Origin of the sequence: Novosphingobium sp. PhB55 (assembly GCF_004368805.1) — a bacterium.
Taxonomy (GTDB): domain Bacteria; phylum Pseudomonadota; class Alphaproteobacteria; order Sphingomonadales; family Sphingomonadaceae; genus Novosphingobium.
The window spans coordinates 22,565-44,540 of the sequence record NZ_SODQ01000008.1; the positions used below are offsets into that span (position 1 = coordinate 22,565).

The following is a 21,976-nucleotide window of genomic DNA, read 5'->3' on the forward strand; positions in this document are numbered from 1 at the left end:
AATCGCTGCGCTGATCTGGCAGCGGAGCGGCATGACTTTGGATCTTCTCCCCATTGACCAGCGCGCTCGAATCGTCGCGGTGGATTGGAATGCACTGGTTCCCGAAGAGGCGCGCCGCCTTCGCGCGCTCGGCCTGGAGGAAGGCGCGACGGTTTCCGTGGCGCACCGGGGCGTCGCCGGCGGGCGCGACCCGATCGCCATCACCATCGGGCGCATGACGATTGCCGTGCGCCGTGCCCACGCCGTCGCCATGGAAGTTTCGCCGTTATGAGCCGCCAGCGCAAGATCGCCCTCGTCGGGAACCCGAATGCGGGCAAGAGCGCGCTGTTCAACGCGCTTACCGGCGCCCGACAGAAGATCGCGAACTATCCCGGCGTGACCGTGGAGCGAAAGTCGGGCCGCATGGTGCTGCCGACGGGCGAGCCGGTGGAGATGACCGACCTTCCGGGCGCCTACGGCCTCGACGCCACCAGCCCCGACGAGGAAGTGACCTCCAAGGTCATCGCCGGCAAGTTCGCAGGCGAGGCGGAGCCGGACGTTCTGGTTATCGTGCTCGATGCCTCCAACCTCGAACAGCACCTGGTCTTTGCGCAGGAACTGTTGGCGCTGGGCAAGCCTTCCGTCGTCGCGCTCAACATGGTGGACCTTGCCGAACGCGACGGGCTCGTGCTCGACGCGGCCGTGTTGCAGGAAGAACTGGGCGTTCGCGTGGTGCCGACGGTGGCCGTGCGCCGCCGCGGGCTCGCCGAACTGGGCGAGGCGATCGCCTCGGCCGAAACGCGCCACGCCGGACCAGGCCTGACCGACCTCGGGCCGACCGAGCGCCGCGTCGCCGCCCACGCCATGGCCAATGCCGCGATCCTTTCGGAATCGAAGCAGCACCGGCTTCACGCGCGTCTGGACCAGGTCCTGCTGAACCCCTGGCTGGGGCCGCTCATTCTCTTCGCGTTCCTGTTCGTGGTGTTCCAGGCCGTGTTCGCCTGGGCAGCGCCGCTGATGGACGGGTTGGACGCGGGCGCAGGCTGGCTTCACGATACGGTGAAGGCCTCCATGCCGCCCGGCCTGGTGCGCGACCTGCTGACTGACGGCGTCATTTCCGGCGTCGGCTCGGTGGTCGTGTTCCTGCCGCAGATCATCATCCTCTTCGCCTTCATCCTGGCGATGGAAGCCTCGGGCTACATGGCACGCGCGGCGTTCCTGATGGATCGACTGATGGCCTATGTCGGGCTTTCGGGACGCAGCTTCATTCCGCTGCTCTCCAGCTTCGCTTGCGCCATTCCCGGGATCATGGCGACGCGCTCGATCACGGATCCCAAGGACCGCCTGACGACGATCCTGATCGCCCCGCTGATGACGTGCTCGGCGCGCCTGCCTGTCTATGCCGTGATTATCGGCGCCTTCATCCCGAACACCAATCTCGGTTGGGGCATCGGCCTCCAGGGCGTGGTGCTCTTCGCGCTCTATGTGGCGGGCATTGTCGGGGCCATGGTCGTCGCGCTGCTGCTGCGCAGCTCGATCACCAAGGGCGCCGCTTCCGGCTTCATCATGGAAATGCCGAAGTACCAGATGCCCCGCCTCAAGGACATGGCGATCGGCCTGTGGCAGCGCGCGTGGATCTTCCTGCGCCGCGCCGGTACGATCATCTTCACGGTCACCGTGGTGCTCTGGATCCTGCTGAACTTCCCGCAGGCCAAGCCCGGCGAGAGCCAGGTCGATGCCTCCATCGCGGGCAAGCTGGCGAACGGCCTGGCCGTGGTGGTCGAACCGATCGGCTTCAACCGCGACATGGCGCTGGCGCTGATCCCCGCCATGGCTGCGCGCGAAGTGGCGGTATCCTCGCTGGCGACGACTTATGCGGTGGACGCGGGCGACGACGAGGACCAGCAGGCCGTCGAACTGGGCGACCGTCTCAAGGGCCGCTGGACCCTGCCGATGGCGCTGGCCTTCCTGGCCTGGTTCGTTTTCGCCCCGCAGTGCATGTCCACCATCGCCGTGACCCGGCGTGAGACCAACGGCTGGAAATGGCCGACGTTCATGCTGGTATACCTTTTCGGCCTGGCCTACCTGGCGGCGGGGGTGACCTACTGGATCGCGGTGGGCGCGGGATTGTAGAAAACCCGGGGCGGCAGACTCGCGCAGGGCCGCTCCATTCGCTAACCCGTTCGCCGAGATTCAGAAGAAAGCGATTCCATCATGGCAGGCAGTGTCAACAAGGTCATTCTGATCGGCAACCTCGGAGCCGATCCCGAAGTGAAGTCGTTCCAGAACGGCGGGCGCATCGCCAACCTGCGCATCGCCACCTCGGAAAACTGGAAGGACCGCGCCACCGGAGAGCGCAAGGAGCGTACCGAGTGGCACTCCGTGGTGATTCAGAGCGAAGGCCTCGTCGGCGTGGTCGAGCGGTTCCTGCGCAAGGGTTCCAAGATCTACATCGAAGGCCAGCTGCGCACCCGCAAGTGGCAGGACCAGAACGGCAATGATCGCTACACCACCGAAGTGTCGGTAGGCGGCATCGGCGGCGTGCTGACCATGCTCGACGGTGCCCAGGGTGGCAGCGGCGGCGCCGGTGGTGGCGGCGCTCGTGGCGGCGGCGGCTGGGGCGAAGGCGGCTCCTCGGGCGGCGGTTCGCGTTCGGGCGGCGGTTCGCGCGGCGGTGACGAATGGGGCCGGACCGGCAGCAGCGGCGGCTTCGGCGACGATCTGGACGACGACATTCCGTTCTGATCGTTTCGGCCTCTGCCGGACGACATGAAAATCGAAAACCCCGGGAGCCTGTCGCTCTCGGGGTTTTTCGTTAGTGCCAAACAGGGGATATGCGACGCGGGACCTTATGTCAGGAAGGGTGCCAGAACTCGTGCGCCGATGAAGCCGCAGCCCGTCCCGGCCAGTCCGGCCGCCAGGAACAGAAGCTCCTCGCGCATGTCGAGCAGCCCGGCAAAGCGCAGGCGCACCCATTTCATCACCAATGCGGGCGCTTCCATGAGGCCGACGGCCAGGACCAGGCCGAGCTGTCCCCATAGGAGATAACCGGCAGATCCAGCGCCGGACAGCCACACCAGCTTGACCACGCTCGCTTCCAGGGTGGCGCGGATCCGGCCGGTGGCGGTCAGCGCCTCGTTCGCGGCGTTGGACGGCAGCGCGAGGAGCGAGGACAGGCACAGGATCTGCAGGTAGCCCGCCGCGTCGGCGTAGCGGTCGTCATAGAGCACGCCCACGATCAGCGGCGCGCTGCCGATGATGCCGCCGGTGGCGAAGCCATAGAGCAGAGCCGGCAGCCGGCGCTTTTCATAGAACTGGCGGCGCAGGTCCTGCGCGCCGTCTCGCCAGAGCTGGGCATATGTCGGATAGAGGACCCGGCTCGCATAATTGGCGGCGAAGCCGAGCGGTGCGGAGGCGAGGTTACCGGCCAGGATGTAGAAGCCGAACCGATCCAGCGGCATGAGCTTTGCCAGCACGAACTTGTCGCATTGCGAGATCAGCAGGAAGATGATGCTCGATCCGGTGACATAGCGGGAGAAGGCCCAGAGGGCCTTGAGTGTCTGGGGATCGAGGCGGAGCCGGCGCCGGGAATCGGCGAAAAGCGTGTAGCTGAACAGGACTTTCAGCAGCCCGCTGACGAAAAGCCCGCCCAGGATCGCCCAGTACGACCCCCAGGCCCAGGCCAGCGCGGCACTGGCGGCGATCTGCGCCACCATCGCCGCCAGTTCCAGAGTCGAGAGACGCAGGATCTGCCGATGGCGCAGGGCGGTGAGCAGGCTCGTGGAGGTCAGTCCCTCGATCACGAACGTCAGCCCCGAAGCCGCGATCAACGGCGCCAGGTCGGGCTTTCCAAAGGCTTGGGACAAGGGCAGCGCCAGCACGGCCAGCGTCAGCGCGAGCAACAGGGAACGGATCAGCGAAACCGTCCAGACCGTGTCGAGGAAGCGCTTGTCCTCGCCGTTTTCCTGACGGACGACGAAAGCCTGGAAGCCGAGGTCGGTGGCCAGTGCGACCGTGAACTGGACGGAGGCGATGACGCCCGAAATGCCGAAGACTTCCGGCACCAGCAGCCGCGTCAGCACCATGCCGGAAACGGCGCGCAGCAGATTGTTGAGGATGACCGAAACTATGACGACATTGGTGTCGCGCGCCGCCAGTTCGCGCAGGCGGCTCCAGAGCCCGCGCGGCGCGGCGAACGATGGCCAGCCCGGGCTGGCGGCATGCTCGTTCATGGCCGGCACCCGGCGGGGCCGATCGTGCGGGCATAGCAGTCGAGCAGCTTGTCCCCCACGACTTCGAGCGAAAACTCCGCCGCGCAGCGATCGCGGGCGGCCTGGCCCATTGCCGCGGCGCGCTGGGGATCTCCCAGAAGACGGTCCAGCGCCAGGGCAAGCGGTGCGGGATCGGCCACCGGCGAGAGCAGGCCGCTCCGGCCGTCGAGGACGATCTCGTCGGCGCCTGGCCAATCGGTCGAAACCAGCGGGCTTCCGGCGGCCATCGCTTCAAGCAGGATGTAGGGGAAGTTCTCCCAGCGCGAACTGATGACGGTCGCCATCGCGCTCATCCGCAGCGGCAGGATCTCGGCAGGCTTCAGCAGGCCGCGATAGGTGATCCGGGCCCGGACCTCCGGCGAAAGCCGGGCTTGGGCGAATTGTTCGAAGCTCAGCCGTTCTCCCGGCCTGGTCTCCAATCCTTCGTCCGGGCCGACCATCGTCAGTCGGGCATGGGGCCGAAGACGGAGCAGGTGCTCGAAGCCGAGCAGCATCGTATCGGCGCCTTTCCAGAAGTCGAACCGGCCGACCATCAGCACATGGTCGGGATCGGCCCCCTCCAGGCTCCATCGCGGCGTATTGGCGCGCAGGCGGATAGGGTTGGCGATCACTGCCGAAGTTTGCGCCGGATCGCGTCCGTAGCTGCGGCAGGCGCCGGCCATGATCGCCTGCGTGGGCGCGGTGACGACCGGAGCGCTGCGCACGGCGCGCGCCTCCGCCGCGCAGCGATCGCGTTCGTCGCGCAGTTCCTCATCGGTCAGATGGCGCGGGGGCTTCAGGGCCTGTGGCCCGTGGAGCCGCGTCACGACCGGCGCGGCGATGGCGCGGCCGGCAGATTCGGACCAGCCGAAACTCTCTTCCATCTCGACGATGTCGAAAGGCCGGATCTGGTGGGCCGCGGCAATCTGGCGCGCGACGTTCCGGCCGACTTCGGGCAAGGCCCCTTTCGCATCCTCGCGCAGGCGGGCGAACTTCTCCCCGATCGACGCCATGATCCTGCCTGCGCCGCGTGCCGCCAGCGGCACGGCGCTGCCGTCGCTCGCGTAGAGCCGCTCCTGCGAGATGACCGATACTTCGTGCCCGCGGGCGATGAAATGGTCGCGCACGGCGGCAACGTAACTGACGATGCCATTGGCCCCCAGCGAAGGCGGCCAATGGGGAGAGCATAGCCCGATGTGCACGCAGATACCTCCCGCTGCGGGTTCCTGGAAAGCCTACGGAGCAGACCGAAAGCTGTCGATCATGAGAACTTCCAAGGGAGTTTCCTGCCTGCCGGGCGCGGGTGTGCGCGGTTATCCTCGATCGGCGGGCTCCGATGGGGCGCGGCGGCGCGGAAAGGGGTGCAATGGCGTTTCTGGAGATGACCGACCTTGGCGGCTACAAGTGCTTCGACCATGAGGCGTGCAAGGCCGCTGGTGCGGCGAAGGCGGCCGAATATCGCGGAAACCAGCCCTTTCCACATGTCATGCTCGACGATTTTCTGGCGCCGGAAGTCCTGCGCAAGGTCTGCGAGGAATTCCCGGACAGCGAGGGGCGCGACTTCTTCGACCGGGACCAGGAGCGCCTGAAGTTCCAGTTCCGACCCGACCAGTGCAGCGGGCCGGTTACGCGCATGCTTTTCGCGGAGCTGAACTCGCGGGCTTTCCTGGCGTTTCTCTCGGCCTTGACCGGGATCCGGGGGCTGATCGCCGATCCCTATCATGCGGGCGCCGGACTGCATGAGACCCGGCGTGGGGGGCATCTGGGGATCCATGCCGACTTTCCGCACCACGGCGGGATGAAAGTGGAGCGGCGGCTCAACCTGCTGATCTACCTCAACGAGGAATGGATGCCGGGCTACGGCGGGGCGCTGGAACTCTGGGACCGTGGCATGACCCGCGCCGAGCGCAGCATCCAGCCCGAATTCGGCCGTGCGGTGATCTTCAGCACCGACCGCGACACTTACCACGGCCATCCCGATCCGCTGGCCTGTCCCGCGGGCCGCTCCCGCCGTTCGATCGCCACTTATTATTATACAGCGATCGGCGCGAGCCTGCCGGCGATCGAGCGGACCACGGATTTTCGCGCGCGCCCCGGCAGCGGCGACAAGGCCGACTGGAGAGTTCGGCTTCACAATCTCAAATCGGACTGGCTTCCACCGATCCTCCAGCGCCGCAACCGTGAGCCGCTCGAAACGGTGCCCATCGACCCCGCCACGGCGGCGTCCTGATGATCGAGGCGGGCATCTGGGCGGTGACGCTGGGGATCTCGGTTCCCGCCGCCATGCTGGCCATCGAATGCGCGCTGGGCCTGTTGCCGCGTCGGCACGGGCAGGACATGACCGCGGCGCCGCCGCCTTTCATCGTGCTCATGCCCGCCCATGACGAAGCATCGGGGATCGCGCAGGTCGTCGCGGCTGTCATGGCTCAGTTGCGGGGCTGCGACGCGCTCGTCGTGGTGGCCGACAACTGCACCGACGGCACGGCCGCCATCGCCCGCGGCCTCGGCGCTGTCGTGGTGGAGCGGACCGATCCGGCGGAGCGCGGAAAAGGCCATGCGCTCGAATTCGGGCGGGACTACCTGGCCTCGGCACCATCGCTCAAGGGACCGCGCGTGGTCATCGTGCTGGATGCGGACTGCGTTCCCGAAAGCGGCGCTCTGGCGGCGCTGGCCTCCTTATCGCAAGCGCGCCGCGCCGTCGTTCAGGGTGCCTATCTCATGGAACCGCCGCCGGGCGCAGATGCCATGGTGCGGGTGTCCTGCTTCGCTTTTCTCGTGAAGAACCTCGTCCGCCAGTCAGGGCTCCAGCGTCTGGCGGGCATGACGCTGCTGCAAGGTTCGGGCATGGCCTTTCCGCGGGCGACGTTTGAGCGGATGCGCTGGACATCCTCGCTGGTCGAAGATCTCGACATGGGCCTCGATCTGCTCCTGGCCGGGCTCCGGGTCGTCTTTGCCGAAACGGCTCGCTTCACCAGTGCGGCCAGCTCGCGTCAGGCGACCGCGGGCCAGCGTCGGCGCTGGGAGCACGGCATGATGCAGACGGCCTGTCGATATGCGCCCCGGCTGCTTGCGGCCGCGCTGCGCCGCGGGCGTGGGGGGCTGGCGCTGGTCGCGCTGGACCTGCTGGTGCCGCCCACCGTGCTGCTTCTGCTTCTGCTGGTGCTCGCCACGATCCTGGTGACGGCTGCGAGTGGCTTTGGCCTTGCGTTGCAGGTTCTGTTGGGCGTGGAAGCCTGTCTGGGATCGGCATTGCTCGCCGCATGGTGGTATCATGCACGCGCGATGCTGCCGCTGGCGAGCCTGTTGCGAATACCTGGCTATGTCATCTGGAAGATGCCGCTTCTCGCGCAGTTCGTCACGCGGCGCGAGCGGGTCTGGCTGCGAACGGAGCGTGATCCATGAGCGTCGTCGGCTTCGTCATCATCGGCCGCAACGAAGGGGCGCGGCTCGGCCTGTCCATAGACAGCGTGCTGCGCCAGTCATCGCTGGCGGTCTATGTCGACTCCGGTTCCACCGATGACAGCGTGGCGCTGGCCGGAGCGCGCGGGCTGCCGGTGGTCGAACTCGATCCCGCCGTGCCTTTCACCGCGGCGCGCGCGAGAAACGCCGGCTTCGCCTGGCTGACGAGCCGCCATCCCGAACTGGAACTGGTGCATTTCATCGATGGCGACTGCGAACTTGTCAGAGGCTGGCTGGACCGGGCCCTGGCCGCGATCCGCTCAGACGCGGGGCTCGCCGCCGTCTGTGGCCGTCGGCGCGAGCGGGCACCGGGTGCCAGCCCCTACAACCGCCTCTGCGATCACGAGTGGAACACGCCGGTAGGTCTGCGTGAGACATGCGGCGGCGATGCCCTGTTTCGCGTTACGCCCTTTCGCGGCGTCGGTGGCTTTCGCGAAGACCTGATCGCCGGTGAGGAACCGGACTTGTGTCACCGGATCCGCAGGCAAGGCTGGCTTATCCGCCGGGTCGATGCGGAAATGACGGTCCACGATGCGGCGATGACGCGCTTTGCCCAATGGTGGCAGCGCAACCGCCGCAGCGGCTATGCAACGGCCGAGGCGTTCGCCTTGCGCGGGGAGGGCAATGTCCGCTTGCGCCATGCCGTGGCGAGCAACGTCATATGGGCGATGCCGCCGATGTGGCTGCTCTGGCCCGTGCTCTGGGCGCGGATATGTCGGCGCGGCGGGCCGCTGGTGGCGAGCTTCATCACCCTCGGGAAGATCCCGCATTTTCAGGGGCAATTGCAATATTGGTGGCGATCTATGCGCCGAAAGGCTCCGACCGGAGAGACGCGCCTGATCGAATACAAGTAAAACGCCGGGACGAGATTACCGAACTTTCCACCACAATTTCCAGCACCATGAATTTCCGCACCGAGTTGACGAAATGGCTTCGCTGCCGGCGAGCCGTTACGCTCGGAACCTAAGGAGAATACCCATGGATGCGACATTCGATCCGGTGGTGGAGGGCACTATCGTCGACATCTCGGCGCCAGGCGCGGGCGCCGTTGACACCGGATATCGCTCCGTGCTGATCGGCGAGGAAACTCTGCTGGTCGAATGCGGCGAATTGCTGCGGGCGCGGGGGCACGAGATCGTGGCCGTGGTGGCGGCCGAAGGGTCGCCCGCCGCGGCCTGGGCGCGTCGCAGCCGCATTCGGGTGCTGACCCGCGCGCGCGACCTGCTGGCCGAGGGGAGCGCTCCGCTCGACTGGATCTTCAGCATTTCCAACCTTGCTATCCTGCCCGGCGAAGTCCTGTCGCTTGCGGCGCGCGGAGCGATCAATTTCCACGATGGCCCGCTGCCCGCGCGAGGCGGCCTCAACACGCCGGTCTGGGCGCTACTCGAAGGCGAGCGGGACCACGGCGTCACCTGGCACCTCATGACGGGCGCCGTCGATGAAGGTGCGGTGCTGGCTGCCGAGCCCATCAGCGTGAGTGACGGCGAAACCGCCTTTTCGCTCAACACGCGTTGCTTCGAAGCGGGGCTGCGCAGTTTCTCGCGTATCGTCGACGACCTGGACGGCGCGGTTGTCGCTGCCGCGCCGCAGCCCCATGCTCCGGTCCGCATGTTCGGGCGCGCGCATAGACCATCGGCGGCCGGGACGATCGACTGGACCCGTTCCGCGGAGGAAATCGCCCGGCTCGTGTCGGCGCTGGACTTCGGGCCTTATGCCAACCCCATGGGCCTGCCCAAGGCGGTGCTGGCGCAAGGCCTGGTGCTCGTTCAGCAGGTCACCGTGCTGGCCGGCCGTTCGGGACGAGCGCCGGGTACGCTGCTATCCGGCGGCGAGCGGCCGGTGGTGGCAACCGGCGACCGGGACTTGCGGATCGATCGCATGACGGCGCTCGATGGATCGGCCTTGTCGGGGCTGGACGGCTACGCTGCCGGTGCATTCCAGTCGCTCGATGCATCCCGCCAGGCTCGTCTCGACTTGCTCGATGCGGCGGCCGGGCGTCACGAAGCGTGGTGGCGCCGCCGGCTGCGGCAGCGCGACAGCCTGCAATTGCCTTCGTTTCGCCCGCTCCGCGAAGGCGAGCCATCGCGATGGCACCGGCTGGACGCTACGGTCCCGACCGGACGCGCAGCCGAGGCGCTCGCAGCCGTCATCGGCTGGCTGGCGCGCATGGCGGACCGGGAAAGCGTGGAAGTCGGCTTTGCCGATGCGGTCAGCCAGGCACGGCTTGAAGACGTGTCGAACTGGTTCGCGCACGAACTGCCGTTCAAAGTCGCGGTCGATTTCGGCGCGCCGCTGGCCTTGCTGGTCGAGCATGTCGAGCAGGAGATCGCCGCGCTGCACCGCCATGTCGGCTATTCGGCGGACCTTCTCGCCCGCTGCCCCGAATTGCGCGGCAAGGCGAGCATCGAACACCCGATCGCGGTGCGTCTGGTAGACAGGTTCGACGATGCGGTACCGTTCGGGGAGACCGTGCTCGAACTGGCGATCTGCACTTCGGACGGCGCCTGCCGCTGGACATACGACGCGGCGCGGCTGCCGGAAACAGAGGCCGAAGATCTGCTGACCGCGTTCGAGATATTCCAGGCGGCGTTCCGTGCGGCACCGGACACCGATCTGGGACGGCTGTCGCTGCTATCGGATGCGGAGCGTGCGTGCGTGCTCGAAGTGTGGAACGGGCGGCCCGCCCCGCTTGCCGATAGGGCGACATGGTGCAGCGCCTTCGCCGATCAGGCCGCATCGACGCCCGACCGCGTGGCAGTGACCGCAGGCGCTACCTCTCTCACTTATGGTCAGTTGGAAGCTCTGTCCAACCGGATGGCACGGCTCCTGACGGCGCGCGGCGTAGGGCCGGAAACCCTGGTGGGCCTGCACCTCTCCCGCTCGGTGGAAATGCTCGCCTGCCTGATCGCCGTGCACAAGGCGGGGGGCGGCTACGTCCCGCTGGACCCGGCCTACCCGAAAGACCGCCTTGCGCACATGGTTGCGGATTCCGGAATGGCCCTGATCGTCAGTGAAACGGCGCTGAAGGACGCCCTGCCGCACGGCGAAGCGCAAGTGCTCTGCATGGAAGATCTGCGCCGCGAAAGCGCGTCCTTCTCGCCCGAAGTCTTCGAGAGCGGCGTGGGCGGGGAAAGTCTCGCCTATATGATCTATACCTCGGGATCGACCGGGCTGCCCAAGGGCGTCGTCGTCGAGCATCGCAACCTGCTCAACTTCTTCGCCGGAATGGAAGGCCATATCGAGCCGGAAGGGACATGGCTGGCGGTCACCAGTCTCAGCTTCGACATCTCGGTGCTCGAACTGCTCTGGCCGCTGATGCACGGATATCATGTCGTCATTGCGTCCGAGCGGCAGGTGAGGGGCGATGTTTCCCTTGCCCAGCCGACGCGCCACACCGGCTTCAGCCTGTTCTACTTCGCCAGTTCGAGCGCGGGCAGCGCCGCCGAGAACTACCGGCTCCTGCTGGAGGGCGCGCGGTTCGCCGACGAGCATGGGTTCGAGGCCGTGTGGACGCCCGAGCGCCACTTCCACGCGTTCGGCGGTCCCTATCCCAACCCCTCGGTAGCTTCCGCTGCGATCGCCGCCGTCACCTCTCGCGTGGGCATTCGGGCGGGCAGCGTCGTCGGCACGCTCCACCATCCCTTGCGGATCGCGGAGGAATGGGCCCTGGTGGACAATCTCTCGGGAGGACGCGTCGGACTGGCATTCGCTTCCGGCTGGCAGCCAAACGATTTCGTGCTCAACCCTTCGGCTTTCGCCGACCGGCCCGGTACGCTCAAGGCCTGCATGGAAGACGTGCGCGCCCTCTGGCGCGGGGAGGCGCGACGTTTCCCGGGGCCGCTGGGGAGCGACGTCGAAGTGCTCACGTACCCGCGTCCGGTGCAGGGCGAACTGCCATGCTGGATCACTTCGGCCGGAAACGTCGAGACCTTCATCGAAGCCGGACGGGTCGGCGCCTACGTCCTCACTCACCTGCTCGGACAGTCGATCGAGGAAGTGGCCGAGAAGATAGCCGCCTATCGTCAGGCCTGGCGCGAGGCCGGGCATGCCGGCGAGGGCCACGCCACCCTGATGCTCCATACGTTCCTGGGCGAAGACGAAACATCGGTACGCGACGCCGTGCGCGGGCCTTTGATCGAATACCTGCGCACTTCCACCGCGCTGCTGCACCAGCATGCCTGGGCTTTCCCCGCGTTCCGGCGTCCCGGCGGTGTTGCCGCCGATACCCAGGTCGATCTCGGTGCCCTCAGCGAAGAAGAGACCGAAGCGCTGCTCGAACATGCTTTCGAGCGCTACTTCGAAACGAGCGGCCTGTTCGGCACGCCGGAGGACAACCTGCCGCTGGTCCGGCGTCTTGGAGAACTGGGCGTCGACGAGATCGGCTGCCTGATCGACTTCGGCATCGAGACCGAACGCGTCCTTGCGCATCTTCCGGCCATCGACCGGCTTCGGGGGCTGGCACAGGCGGACGTATCGAGCGGGACCGGCGAACCCGCGCTGCACGCCCTCATGGCCCGTCACGGCGTGACCCATCTCCAGTGCACCCCGTCGCTGCTCCAGACCCTGGCGAGCGACCCGGCGGCGCGTCCTGCCCTGGCCGGTCTCAGGCGGCTCATGGTGGGGGGCGAGGCGTTCCCGCCCCACCTCGCGCAGGACATGCGCGGGCTTGTGCGCGGCTCCGTGATGAACATGTACGGGCCGACGGAAACGACAGTCTGGTCTGCCGTCCATGACGTGACCGCGCAGGACAACGCGCCGCCGCTCGGCCGTCCGCTGGCCAACCAACAGATCTACATTCTCGACCGCAGGCTGGAACCTGTCAGGCCCGGGGCGCCGGGCGAACTCGTGATCGGCGGCGCGGGAGTGGTGCGCGGCTATCATCGCCGGCCCGAACTGACCGCCGAGCGCTTCGTGGCTCATCCGTTCGTCACCGGCGCGCGCGCCTATCGCACCGGCGACCTGGCGCGGCAGCGGGCCGACGGAACGCTGGAATTCCTCGGTCGGCTCGACCACCAGGTGAAGATACGAGGGTACCGGATCGAGCTGGGTGAGATCGAAGCCGCTCTGGCCGCGCATCACGAAGTTGCGGAGGCCGTGGTCGTGGCCCGCAGCGAAGGCGCGGCCACGCGTCTGATCGGCTATGTCGCCGGTACCAGCGCCGCGGCTCCGTTCGATGCGCTGCGGGACCGGTTGCGCGAACACCTGCGGCGCCAACTGCCCGAATTCATGGTGCCGGGAAGCCTCATCCTGCTGGGCGCGCTGCCGCGCACGCCAAACGGCAAGATCGACCGCAAGGCTCTGCCGGAGCCGGGCGCCGTTCGAGAGAGCGAACCTCGGCGCGATCCGGTGGAAACGCCGGCCAGTCCGATCGAGGCGCAGATCCGGGAAGTCTGGTGCGATCTGCTGCATGTGCCGCATGTCGGGCGCGAGGAGAACTTCTTCGACATCGGCGGGCATTCCTTGCTGGCGATCCAGGTTCACCGCCGCCTGGCCGCCGCGGCGTCGCGCCCCGTGGTCCTGACGGACATCTTCCGCTTCCCGACCATCGCGGCGCTGGGGGCCCATCTCTCGGGCGAGGCCGAAGACGCGGCCGCGACGCGCGAGGGCCAGGATCGGGCGATGGCCCGCCGTGCCGCCCTGGCACGCCGGGGCGCCGTTCGCACCGTGGCAAGGACCTGAACGATGGACCAGGCATTCGGTTCTTTCGAAGACCGCGACGGCGCGCCTGACGCCAGCTCCATCGCCATCGTCGGCATGGCCTGCCGATTTGCGGGCGCACGAAGCCCGGAGGCGTTCTGGGACATGCTGCGTCAAGGGCGCGAGGGGATCGAGACCTTCAGCGAGGACGAACTGATCGCGGCCGGTGTCAGTCCCGCACTCCTGCGCAATCCCCACTATGTCCGGCGCGGGGCCCCGCTGGAAGACATGGAATGCTTCGACGACGCGCTGTTCGGTCTCAGCCAGCGGGACGCCGCGATCATGGACCCGCAGCACCGGCATTTCCTCGAATGCTCGTGGGAGGCACTGGAAGATGCCGGGCACACGCCCCAGGGCTTCGGCGGGGTGATCGGCGTCTTCGCGGGATCCGGGCACAACGCCTACATGCCATACAACCTGCTCGGCAACCGGCGGTTGGTGCGGGACACCGGCCTGTTCCTGCTGCGCCACACCGGGAACGACAAGGACTTCCTGACGACCCGCGCCTCCTACCTGCTCGACCTCAAGGGGCCGAGCATCAATGTCCAGACCGCGTGCTCGACTTCGCTGGTGGCGATCCACATGGCCGCGCAGAGCCTGCTCTCCGGCGAATGCGACATGGCGCTGGCGGGCGGGGTCTCGATCGAACTGCCGCACCGCCAGGGCTATCTCTATGAGCCCGGCGAAATTCTCTCACCCGACGGAAAGTGCCGGCCTTTCGATGCCGGCTCGCAAGGGACAGTGTTCGGCAGCGGCGTCGCCATACTGGCCCTGCGCCGCCTGGCCGACGCCATCGAAAGCGGCGACCATATCCACGCGGTGCTGCGCGGATCGGCGATCAACAACGACGGAAGCGGCAAAGTGGGCTATCTCGCGCCGGGCGTCGAAGGTCAGGCCGCCGTGATTGCGGAGGCGCTGGCGGTCTCCGGTGTCGATCCGTCCGAGGTCGACTACGTGGAAGCTCATGGCACCGGCACGCCTATCGGCGACCCCATCGAAGTGGCCGCGCTCACGCAAGTCTTCCGGCAATCCGCCCCCCGAACAAGGCCCTGTGGGCTCGGCTCGGTCAAGGCCAATATCGGTCATACCGACACGGCAGCGGGTGCTGCCGGGGTCATCAAGGTGGCGCTGGCGATGCGTCACGAGGAACTTCCCGCAGTGCCTCATTTCGAGGCGCCCAATCCTGACTGCGCATTCGCTACGAGCCCGCTGCGCATCCAGGATTCGCGGGAAGCCTGGCCCCGGCGCGATAACAGCCCCCGTCGCGCCGGGGTCAGTTCACTCGGCGTGGGCGGGACCAACGCTCATGTCGTGATGGAAGAAGCCCCGCTGCGCAGGGAAGGCACGCCGGGCCGCCGCCACCAGTTGCTGATATCCTCGGGCCAGAGCGAAACTGCGCTGGCCGCGAACCTCGCGGCGCTGGCCGGGCATGTCACCGCAAGGCCGGATATTTCTCTGGCCGACGCGGCGTTCACTCTGAGCACCGGACGGCGTGAACTGCCCATGCGCGGTTTCGCCGTGGCCGCCGGTGAGGCGCCCGAGGCCATGGCGGCGGCGCTGACCGCAGCGGCCGAGGACAAGAGCCAGGGGGCCGCAATTCCCGGCCGGAGCGTGGCCTTCCTGTTCTGCGGCGGCGGTCCCCAGCATGTCGACATGGCGCGCGGACTCTACGAAAGCGAGCCGCTATTTCGCGCTCAGGTCGATCGCGGGCTGGACCTGCTGGACCGGATCGCCCCGAACGCCCTGCGCCGCTGGCTCTTCCCCAGCGAGGCCGACCGCGCGAATGCCGCCGCCGAACTGGAGCGGCCCTCGCTCGCCTTGCCCGCGCTGTTCATCGTCCAGACCGCACTCGCCCGGCTCTGGATCTCGCTGGGCGTCGAGCCGGGCGCGATGATCGGCCACAGCTGCGGCGAATATGCAGCGGCGCACATTTCCGGGGTGATCGACCTCGAAAGCGGACTGCGCATCGTCCAGGCGCGCGGCATGCTGTTCGAGCAGACCGGCGCTGGAGCCATGCTCGGCGTCGCGATGGCGGAAGAGGAACTGGCGCCGCTCTTGCCGCCCGACTTGTCGATCGCGACGATCAACGGTCCGCGCCTATGCGTCGTCTCCGGGGCGGCACCGGCGATCGCGCAGTTTCACGAGACGCTGGCCGCGCGCGAAATCGAAGCCCAGCCAATCCCGATCACGGTCGCCGCGCATTCGCCCATGCTCGATCCGATCCTGCCCGCGTTCCGCACTATGCTGGCGGCAATCACCTTCCACGCGCCGCGCATTCCCTTCGCCTCCAATCTCACCGGAAACTGGGTGCAGGCGGCCGAAGCGACCGATCCCGGATACTGGGTCCGCCACTTGCGCGAACCGGTGCGCTTCACTGACGGTCTGCAATGCCTGCTGGGCGATCCCCAGCGGGTTCTTCTGGAAGTCGGCCCCGGCCGGTCGATCACGAGCCTGGCGCGGCAGCATCCGGGACGCGGAGCCTTGCAGCCGGTCGTCAATTCGATGCGTCACCCCGATCAGGACATCCCCGACGATGCCCGCTTCCTGCAGGCCTTGGGCGAGTTGTGGTCACTGGGCGTCGCGGTGGACTGGACCGCCTTCTGGAGCGGGGAGCGCCGCTTGCGCCTGCCGCTGCCGACATACCGCTTCGACCGGCAGCGTCACTGGATCGAGCCATCCGCTGCTATGGGCAGCGCCGGGGCTCACGATCTGGCCGAGGCCGATCCCGATACGCGGATGGAACTTGCGGACTGGATCTACGAGCCGGTCTGGGCGCGGGAGGACGCTCCCGATCGCGAGCCCGCGAAACAGCCGGCAATGGTGCTTTGCGACGATCGCGGCCTGTCTGACCGTCTGGTCGCGCGGCTGCGCGGCGCAGGCGTCGATGTCGTGACCGTGCGCGCCGGTCGGCGCCGCGCGGAACGCGATGTCGAGGATTTCGTCGTTCGCCCTTCCCACCGCGAGGACTGGAACTGGCTGTTCGCGGCCCTTGCGGAACGCAGCCTGCTGCCCGGCCGGATCTATCACGCCTGGCTCGTGACCGGGGAGACCGGCGACCCTCACGATGCACTGCTGGATCACGGTCTTTTCGCGCTCGCGGCGATGGCGCCGGAGCTTGCCGCGGCTTGCGACGGCGCCGAAGTGGAAGTCCTGCTGATCACCGACCACGCGCAGCGCATCGCCGGAGACCGCGATGTCGCGCCGATCAAGGCCACGGCGCTCGGCGCGCGCAGAAGCCTTGCCACCGAGTATCCCGGCCTGCTGTTCCGCGCCGTGGATATCGAACCCGCAACGCAGCACGCTCTGGCGCTGGAAGGAACCGTGGACGCGCTGATCCGCGAGCCGGTGTCGGCAGATGGCCGGGACGTAGCCTTTCGAGCGGGCGAGCGGTGGGTGCTGGGCCATCGCGCCGCTTCTTCAGGCGCGCCCGCAGGGGGTGCCGCCTCCTGGCTCGCGCAAGGCGGAACCTATCTCATTACCGGTGGTCTCGGCGGCATCGGCCTGACCATCGCGCACCACCTCGCGCGGACTTGCACGCCGAACATCGCGTTGCTCTCCCGCACCGCCTTGCCCGAACGCGCGCGCTGGAGCGCCTTGTTGGAGGCAGGTGATCTGCCACTGGCCGTGGAAGACAAGCTGCGGCAGATCGCGGCCCTTGAGGCGGCGGGCGCGCAAGTCGAACTCGTGATTGCCGATGTCGGCGATCTGCGCGCTCTGCGCCGCGCCGTGCGCCGCGTCGAAGCCCGGTTCGGCAGGATATCGGGCGTCTTTCACACGGCGGGCGCGCTGGATGACGAACTGGTCGAGACCCGCAGCCGCTCGGCCATGGAGGCCGTGCTGCGGCCGAAGATCGCGGGCACTCTGGCCCTTGAGCAGGCCATGGCGGGGCGGCCTCCCGAATTCCTGATGCTGTTCTCGTCGATCAGTGCCTTTGCCGGGCTGCCGGGGCAGACCGATTATGCCGCGGCCAATGCTTTCCTCGATGCCTATGCCCAGTCGCGGCGGCACGATCCGGTCACGCGCGTGGTATCTGCCGGTTGGAGCCAATGGGCCGAAGTGGGCATGGCGGCCGCGCAGGGCGGACGGCAGGGGCCGGGGCAGGGCGTCGGAACCGCGCTCGCAGACGATCTCGGCAAGGGTCGTCCTTTCGCGCACCCCTTCCTGACGCGTGCGCATTCCCTTTCGCACGGCGAGTTCGTGCTGGCCGGAACGCTCTCGCCCGAACAACACTGGGTGCTGGATGAGCACCGGATGATCCGCGAGCAGCAGCCGGCAGGCGCCTTGCTGCCGGGCACGGCTTACCTGGAGCTGTCCCGTGCCGCGGTGGCCATGGTCGAGCCGGGGCCGCTGGAGCTAAGCGATTTCACGTTTCTCGAACCTTTCTCCGTTGCCGACGGCGAAGCGCGCGATCTCAGGGTTCATGTGCGCAAGGAGGATGGCCCCGCGGGGGAGGAGGGCTGGCGGGTCGCCGTGCTCGGTCGCTCTGCTGGGGATCGCGGGGCGTGGACGGAGCATGCCCGGGGGACTGTCAGCAGTCATGCAGCAGCGCCGCTCCGCGCTACGCTGGACCTCGATGCGATCGCGGCTCGCTGCCGCCTCGGCCGGGGCGGCAGCGAAGACCAGCCCCGTCTTCGCTTCGGGCCGCGCTGGCAGAACCTTTCGAAGACGCTGATCGGACACGGCGAAGCGCTGCTCCATATCGACTTGCCGGCAGCCTTCGAAGGCGAGCTGGAACAGATCCTGCTGCACCCCGCTATGCTCGACTTCGCGACGGCGGGCGCGCAGTCACTGATTCCCGGACGCGACCCCGAGCGCGATTTCCTTGCGCCTTTCACTTATCGCCGACTGGTGCTCCATGCACCGCTGCCGGCGCGGATCGTCAGCCATGTGCGCCATCGTCCCAGCGCGAACGACGGCGGCCAGACGGCCGTGTTCGATGTCACGATCACCGATCCCGATGGAAGGGTGCTGGCGGAGGCCAGCGACTTCACGATGATCCGCACGGCGATGAACCTTTCCGCTGCGGCGTCTTCGTCAGGCTCCGTCGATGCGGCAGGTGTTCCCGAACCCGGACCGCGAATGGGCATCCGTCCCGAGGAAGGCGCGGAAATCGTCTCGCGCCTGCTTTCGGGGGCAGGGCGGCCGCATCTGGTGATTTCGCCTTACGATCTCCACGCAGTGCTCGCGGCCCTGCGGCAGCCGCCGAAGCCCGCCGCGACCGGGGTGGCCTGCGATCCCGCCGATGCTCCCCGAACCGAAACCGAGCGGGTCATCGCGGACTTGTGGTGCGATCTTCTGGGCGTGCCCGCGATCGGACGAAACGACAACTTCTTCGACATGGGCGGCCATTCGCTGCTGGCCGTCCAGTTCACCAATCGCCTGCGCAAGCGCACCGGCAAGACGCTGCCCCTGGCGGCGATGCTGGGACAGCCGACCGTCGCTAACCTGGCGGCGATCGTCGATCCGGGCAGCCTGGCAGATCGACCGGCGGAGGCGGCGAATGCCGATCAGGGGCCGGTCGGCCTCGTCACCGTCCGAAAGGGCGGGGCGCGCACTCCGCTGTTCTTCGTTCATGACGGGCTGGGCGAGACTTTGCTCTATCGCGGACTGGCGCTAAGGCTGGACAGGAGCCGTGACGTCGTGGGCATGGAGCCGCTCCGGCGCAGTGACGGCTCCTATGCCCATACCCGGATCGACGAGATGGCGGCACATTACGTGGCCAGGTTGCGCACGGTGCAGCCCGCCGGGCCCTATCTTCTCGCCGGGCTCTGCGCGGGCGGTGTCATTGCCTTCGAAATGGCCCGGCAACTCCAGGATAGCGGGGAGCAGGTGGCCTTCGTGGGCATTATCGATGCCGCCGACGTGGAAGCGCGCAAGTTCCGGTTCCTCACGACCCGGTTGCGTCTTGCCCGCCTGCGCGGCCTCGTGACGCGGACGGGAGCCCTGGGCGTGCTGCCGGACATCGGACGGCGGGCCTGGAACGCTGCGCGCTGGGAGGTCGGCTCCCGCCTGCGGCAGGCCGAGGATCGCCGCACGGTGCGAACGATGCGCGCGCACAAGGCGGGAGCGAGCGAGCCGGGCGGACCGGCATCGATCCCCTTCCTCAAGCTCTATGAAGTCGCTCACAAGGAGCATCGACCTGCCGGGATCTTCGAGGGCGGCACCGTGGCCCTGTTCAAGGCCGGCGACGATACCGGCCTGGTCGACGACACGCCCTACAGCCTGACATACCGCGACTATGCGCTCGGTTGGGGCAAGCGCGTACGCGATGAAATCGTGATCGTCGACATTCCGGGCGGACACAGCAGCAACCTCCAGGAACCTTACGTCGAGCGCCTTGCTCCCTTGTTCCAGGACGCGCTCGATGCCGCGCTGGCCTCTTTCGAACCACTGGCCCAGGACCTCATCGGGGTCGCGGCCGAATGAGCGATTACCTGCCGTTCCACGCCATCGACGTGGTCATCGTGAACTACCGGACGGCGCAACTGGTCGTCTCGTGCCTGGAAAGCCTGGCGGCCGAAGCGGGAGAAGGGCTGCAGCTGAGGGCCTTCGTGATCGACAACGATTCCCGCGACGGATCGGCCGATGCGATAGAGGCCGCCCTCCTGCAGCAGGACTGGAACTGGGCGCGCGTCGTCCGCTCCCCGGTGAATGGCGGCTTCGGGGCGGGCAACAACCAGGGCATCGACCTTGCCCTGGCGCAGGAAAGACCGGCGGATCTGGTCTGGCTGCTCAATCCCGACACCCGCGTCATGTCCGGCGCGGCGCGCGCGCTGGCGCATTTCATGGCGAGCACGCCGGCGGCCGGGCTGGTCGGAACGGCGCTGCTCGAAGCCGATGGAAGTCCATGGCCTTTTGCCTTCCGGTTTCCCTCGATCCTGGGCGAGATCGAGCGGGGACTGCGATGGAAGGCCAGTTCCCGTCTGCTGGCGCGCCACGCCCTGCTGCGAAGGATGGGGGACCGGCCGGAACGCGCGGATTGGGTCAGCGGCGCCAGCCTCGCCATCCGGCCCGCCCTGCTGTGGGAGGGCCTGCGCTTCGACGAGGGTTATTTTCTCTACTACGAGGAAACGGACTTGTGCCGCACGGTCCGCGGGCAAGGGTGGGAGTGCTGGTATCTGCCGGAGGCCTGCGTGCTTCACATTTCCGGCCAGAGCACCGGGATTACTGACCCGCAGGCAAAGCCGCGGCGGATGCCGGCATATTGGTTCGAATCCCGTCGCCGCTATTTTCGCAAGAACCACGGCCGCATCTATGCGCTCTTCGCCGATCTCGCCTGGATGGCATCCCATTCGGTGTTTCTGGCCAAACAGGCCTTGCGCCGGGAGCAGAGCCTGGACCCGCCGCGACTCCTGGCCGATTTCGCGCGGCACAGTGCCTTCTTCCCGCGCCGCAGATGAACGGAACTGGCTGGGAAAGGGATGTGCGTTCGCTGGGGCTTGCGGCCGTGAGGCTTTCAGCGCCATTCGGCCTCTGGCGGATCACGGTCCCGGCTCGCGTCGATCCTCGGCTCGCAGCCAGCCTCTCCGACAAGGAACAGGCCCGTGCAGCACGGTTCCGCTTTCCCGAACTCGCCAACCGCTACCGTGTCGCGCATGGAGCCTTGCGCTTGCTGGGCGAATACTGGACCGGCATCCCGACCGCGCGCCAGACTTACGAAGCCAATGCTCATGGCAAGCCGCTGCTGACGAATACCCCGGAGGCAAAGTGCAGTCTCAGCTACAGCGGCGAAAGTATCGTTGTGGGCTGGTCGTGGAACCATGACATCGGCGTCGATGCCGAGCGTCTGCGGCCGATTGCCGAAGCGGCCGAACTGGCCGATCTCCATTGCACCGCGCGCGAGCGGCAGCGGCTTTCCGATAAGGACGCGTCCAGCTACAGCCGCGCGTTCCTGACGGTGTGGGTACGAAAGGAAGCCTGCGTGAAGGCGCTGGGACGCGGTCTTGCCATAGCACCTTCGTCATTCGATTGCGACGTTGACCCGGGGTCAGCTCTCGTTGAAATCGACGGCTCTCCTGTGGAAAGTCACGTCTACGACCTGAAGGACGACCTGCTGGTCGCCTGGGCCCGATGCATCCGGATGAGCCGGTCTGATCGGAACCATCGGCTTTTTCCTGCAGGCTCCGTTACTGGTGGAGCTGCAGGAGCCCTTCGCGGATGACATGAGCGATCATATGCGCACGATTACGTGTTCTGGTCTTGAGGCGCACGTTTTCGACATGCCGCTCGACCGTGCAGGGCGCAATATTAAGCTCGATCGCCGTTTCCTTTGCAGACCGTCCCATGGCCACAAAGCGTAAGACATCCAATTCACGAGCGGTAAGTTGCACAGCTTCATTGTCAAATCTGTACATGAATTTCCCCCTACATTTCGATGATGATTATCGAACCCCCCTACCTTCCATTGAGACTTTTACCGAGCCTCAATGGCAAATGTTGCATTGGCGAAGATTCGAGTCACGCTATATTTTGGCGACGGGGGGCGGCCGTTTGGATTTAAACCGGGTCCAGGGACGATCGCATGAGCGTGGGGACTATCCCGATTCGACCGGATACTCATTCGTATAATCCGGGAGAGTTATGTTCACGAT

At 67.2% G+C, this 21,976-nt stretch carries 13 protein-coding genes; 10 read left to right on the plus strand and 3 right to left on the minus strand.

The window, feature by feature from the left end; genetic code table 11:
* Nucleotides 1–31: 31 nt before the first annotated feature.
* From EDF57_RS19780 to ssb, 3 genes are all read left to right on the plus strand, one after another.
* Nucleotides 32–271, plus strand: a complete 240-nt coding sequence (locus tag EDF57_RS19780; RefSeq protein WP_132265596.1) for a FeoA family protein — start codon at nt 32–34, stop codon at nt 269–271.
* A complete protein-coding gene (locus EDF57_RS19785; protein ID WP_132265598.1) occupies nt 268–2,112 on the plus strand; it encodes a ferrous iron transporter B in 1,845 nt (614 codons plus the stop codon). Before EDF57_RS19780 ends, EDF57_RS19785 begins: the two co-directional genes overlap by 4 nt.
* Nucleotides 2,113–2,193: 81 nt before the next feature.
* The gene (gene ssb / locus EDF57_RS19790; protein ID WP_134095477.1) at nt 2,194–2,724 is read left to right on the plus strand and encodes a single-stranded DNA-binding protein; all 531 of its coding nucleotides are present in this window, start codon (nt 2,194–2,196) and stop codon (nt 2,722–2,724) included.
* Between the two features lie 104 nt (nt 2,725–2,828).
* Here ssb and EDF57_RS19795 read toward each other — a convergent pair whose 3' ends face one another.
* Together EDF57_RS19795 and EDF57_RS19800 are read right to left on the minus strand one after the other, a co-directional pair.
* A complete protein-coding gene (locus EDF57_RS19795) occupies nt 2,829–4,211 on the minus strand; it encodes an oligosaccharide flippase family protein (RefSeq protein WP_134095478.1) in 1,383 nt (460 codons plus the stop codon).
* Complete coding sequence (locus tag EDF57_RS19800) at nt 4,208–5,431, minus strand: glycosyltransferase family 4 protein (protein WP_134095479.1); 1,224 nt, start codon at nt 5,429–5,431, stop codon at nt 4,208–4,210. The genes EDF57_RS19795 and EDF57_RS19800 overlap by 4 nt, the downstream gene beginning before the upstream one ends.
* A 164-nt stretch (nt 5,432–5,595) precedes the next feature.
* Here EDF57_RS19800 and EDF57_RS19805 point away from each other — a divergent pair, with 164 nt between their 5' ends.
* The 7 genes from EDF57_RS19805 to EDF57_RS19835 all read left to right on the plus strand — a co-directional run bounded on the left by EDF57_RS19805 (nt 5,596) and on the right by EDF57_RS19835 (nt 21,546).
* Complete coding sequence (locus EDF57_RS19805) at nt 5,596–6,459, plus strand: 2OG-Fe(II) oxygenase (RefSeq protein WP_132265605.1); 864 nt, start codon at nt 5,596–5,598, stop codon at nt 6,457–6,459.
* Nucleotides 6,459–7,631, plus strand: coding sequence for a glycosyltransferase family 2 protein (locus EDF57_RS19810; RefSeq protein ID WP_134095480.1), 1,173 nt, complete (start codon nt 6,459–6,461; stop codon nt 7,629–7,631). The genes EDF57_RS19805 and EDF57_RS19810 overlap by 1 nt, the downstream gene beginning before the upstream one ends.
* Nucleotides 7,628–8,542, plus strand: a complete 915-nt coding sequence (locus tag EDF57_RS19815; RefSeq protein ID WP_134095481.1) for a glycosyltransferase family 2 protein — start codon at nt 7,628–7,630, stop codon at nt 8,540–8,542. The genes EDF57_RS19810 and EDF57_RS19815 overlap by 4 nt, the downstream gene beginning before the upstream one ends.
* A gap of 124 nt (nt 8,543–8,666) precedes the next feature.
* Nucleotides 8,667–13,367 carry a MupA/Atu3671 family FMN-dependent luciferase-like monooxygenase gene (locus tag EDF57_RS19820; protein WP_134095482.1) on the plus strand — a complete coding sequence of 1,567 codons (4,701 nt, stop codon included), beginning with the start codon at nt 8,667–8,669 and terminating at the stop codon, nt 13,365–13,367.
* Nucleotides 13,368–13,370: 3 nt separating this feature from the next.
* A complete protein-coding gene (locus tag EDF57_RS19825) occupies nt 13,371–19,811 on the plus strand; it encodes a type I polyketide synthase (RefSeq protein ID WP_134095483.1) in 6,441 nt (2,146 codons plus the stop codon).
* Complete coding sequence (locus tag EDF57_RS19830; RefSeq protein WP_134095484.1) at nt 19,808–20,785, plus strand: glycosyltransferase family 2 protein; 978 nt, start codon at nt 19,808–19,810, stop codon at nt 20,783–20,785. Before EDF57_RS19825 ends, EDF57_RS19830 begins: the two co-directional genes overlap by 4 nt.
* Nucleotides 20,782–21,546, plus strand: coding sequence for a 4'-phosphopantetheinyl transferase superfamily protein (locus EDF57_RS19835; RefSeq protein ID WP_134095485.1), 765 nt, complete (start codon nt 20,782–20,784; stop codon nt 21,544–21,546). Before EDF57_RS19830 ends, EDF57_RS19835 begins: the two co-directional genes overlap by 4 nt.
* On the opposite strand, the gene EDF57_RS19840 is transcribed toward EDF57_RS19835, so the two are convergent.
* Nucleotides 21,512–21,739 carry a helix-turn-helix transcriptional regulator gene (locus EDF57_RS19840; protein ID WP_031342197.1) on the minus strand — a complete coding sequence of 76 codons (228 nt, stop codon included), beginning with the start codon at nt 21,737–21,739 and terminating at the stop codon, nt 21,512–21,514. The two genes, EDF57_RS19835 and EDF57_RS19840, sit on opposite strands and share 35 nt — an antisense overlap.
* Nucleotides 21,740–21,976: the final 237 nt, after the last annotated feature.